At 65.1% G+C, this 2,267-nt stretch carries 3 protein-coding genes; 1 reads left to right on the forward strand and 2 read right to left on the reverse strand.

The window, feature by feature from the left end:
- Positions 1 to 316 (reverse strand): Gfo/Idh/MocA family protein (locus QZ079_RS09155; RefSeq protein WP_297037540.1); only part of this gene is annotated, 316 nt, incomplete at its 3' end.
- 34 nt (positions 317 to 350) lie between these two features.
- Positions 351 to 839 (reverse strand): ribonuclease HI, encoded by a 489-nt coding sequence (gene rnhA / locus QZ079_RS09160; protein ID WP_297037541.1) that lies wholly within the window; start codon positions 837 to 839, stop codon positions 351 to 353.
- 378 nt (positions 840 to 1,217) lie between these two features.
- Here rnhA and QZ079_RS09165 point away from each other — a divergent pair, with 378 nt between their 5' ends.
- Positions 1,218 to 2,084, forward strand: a complete 867-nt coding sequence (locus QZ079_RS09165; protein ID WP_297037542.1) for a deoxyribonuclease IV — start codon at positions 1,218 to 1,220, stop codon at positions 2,082 to 2,084.
- The last annotated feature ends 183 nt before the right edge of the window (positions 2,085 to 2,267 follow it).

Consider the following 2,267-nt stretch of genomic DNA (forward strand, 5'->3'; position numbering starts at 1 on the left):
CCCGCCGTGCCTCGGCTTCGTTCGCGGCGAACGATTTCTCGACGAGCACGTGCTTGCCGCCGGCGATGCACACGAGCGCCTGCTCGGCGTGGAGCGCATTTGGGCTGCCGATGTAGACGGCATCGACCTCGCTCGACGCGGCGAGGTCTTCAAGCTCGGTGAACGGGTGCGTGCCGCCGCGCTCGGATGTGAACGCCTGCGCGCGTCCCGCGTCGCGCGAGAGTGTGCCCACGAAGACGGCGTCCCCGCGCGCACTGACCTCCTCGATGAAATCGCTCGTGATAGGGCTCGTGCCGATAGTTGCGATGCGTAGCATGGAAGTCTCCCCTCGCTCGGGCGTCGGTGCGGTGCTAGTCCACGTCGGCGTCCGTGAACCCGGTGTCTTCAAGCAGTCTACCCGAATCTGCTGCCGTCGTTGCGAGCTTGTCACAGCGTTCGTTGAGCGCGTTGCCCGCATGCCCGCGGACCCAGATGAAGGTGACGTCGTGCGGAGCCATCGCCTGGAGCAGGCGCTGCCAGAGGTCCACGTTCTTCACGGGCTTCTTTGCCGCCGTCTTCCATCCGCGCCGCTGCCAGCCTTCGATCCAGTGGTCGTTGAATGCCTTCACCACGTACTGGGAATCCGAATGGACGTCGATCGTGCAGGGGCGGTTGAGCGCCTCGAGCGCGGCGATGACCGCCATGAGCTCCATGCGGTTGTTCGTGGTGTGGGCGTATCCGGCGGAAAGCTCGCGGGTGAACGTCTCGCCGTGAGCATTGGTGTAGTTGAGCACGGCGCCGTATCCGCCGTTGCCAGGGTTGCCGCGCGCCGCGCCGTCGGTGTAGATGGTGACTTTCACGCAGGTTCCTTTCGAGAGCTGCTGCCGTACCCATTGTACGGTCTTGTCGGGACATGTTGCGCCTTTGCCGTTCGCTTACACGAGCTTTGCGCTTCCCTCATCGCGCGCTCGTACAGTGAAGGCAGACGATGAGGACGTGAAAGGAGCATCATGGATCAGACGGTGCTTGTGGCGGCGGTGGTCGTGGGCGCGGTTGTCGCCTTCCTCGCTTCCGAGGCGGTGCGCGAACTCGAGCGCCAGTGCGAGCTTTTCGACGAGGTCGCCGAGTAGCGCGCCCGCCGCAACCTGATACAATCCAGCCTGCCCGGCTTCTTTTGCACGAGGGAAGTCGCGCAGGCTGGATTCTTATCTGTCGACCTTGTTGAAGGGCGCGACCGCATGCTGCACATTGGATGCCATCTTTCCATTGCCCAAGGCTATGCCGCCATGGGCGAGACGGCGCGCTCCATCGGTGCGGACACGTTCGCGTTCTTCACGCGCAACCCGCGCGGCGGATCGGCGCGCGCCATCGACGCCGAGGATGTCGGTCTCTTGCGCGCAACTATGGAGACCTGCGGTTTTGCGCCGCTCGTGGCGCATGCGCCCTATACGTACAACCCCTGCTCGGCGAAGGACCGGGCGCGCTCGTTCGCGCTCGAGGCCATGCGCGAGGACCTGGAGCGCATGGAGTTGCTGCCCGGGATGTTCTACAACTTCCATCCCGGTGCGCATGTGGGGCAGGGCATTGAGGCGGGCATCGAGCTCATCGCCGAGGTGCTGTGCCGGGTGATGTTCGAAGGCCAGCGCACCTGTGTCTTGCTCGAGACCATGGCGGGCAAGGGTACCGAGGTCGGAGGGCGCTTCGAAGAGCTCGCAGCGATCATCGATCGCGTGTGCAGCGCCCGGCCCGAGCTTGCGGAATGTCTCGGCGTCTGTCTCGACACCTGCCATGTCCACGATGCGGGTTACGACATCGCGGGCGACCTCGACGGGGTGCTCGGGGAATTCGACCGCATCGTGGGGCTCGAGCGCCTGCGTGCTGTGCACCTCAACGATTCGAAGAATCCGCGTGGTGCGCGCAAGGACCGGCACGCGCGGATCGGCGAGGGCTACCTGGGCTCGAAGGAACTCGGTGGGAGCTTAGGCGTCTTCGAGCGGATCGTTCGGCATCCTGCCCTCTGCACGCTGCCGTTCATCTTGGAGACGCCCAACGAGCTTCCCGGATATGCTGCCGAGATAGCGCTGCTGCGCGGTCTCGCCGGATAGGCGGCGTTCGCGCTCGGTGCTGAGACGCCGCATTCGGTCGGGCTAGCCGATCAGTCCCGCTTGCTTCTTAGCGGTGAGGATGCGGCGGACGCTCTCGTCGATGCGCTCTTCGGTGAGCGAGCCGGCGGAAATGGCGTCGAGGATACCCTGGTAGGCGAGGTCGAGGTCGGCGGACATGAGCAG

The sequence above is a fragment of the uncultured Enorma sp. genome (assembly GCA_905210055.1).
In the GTDB taxonomy this organism is placed as follows: domain Bacteria; phylum Actinomycetota; class Coriobacteriia; order Coriobacteriales; family Coriobacteriaceae; genus Enorma.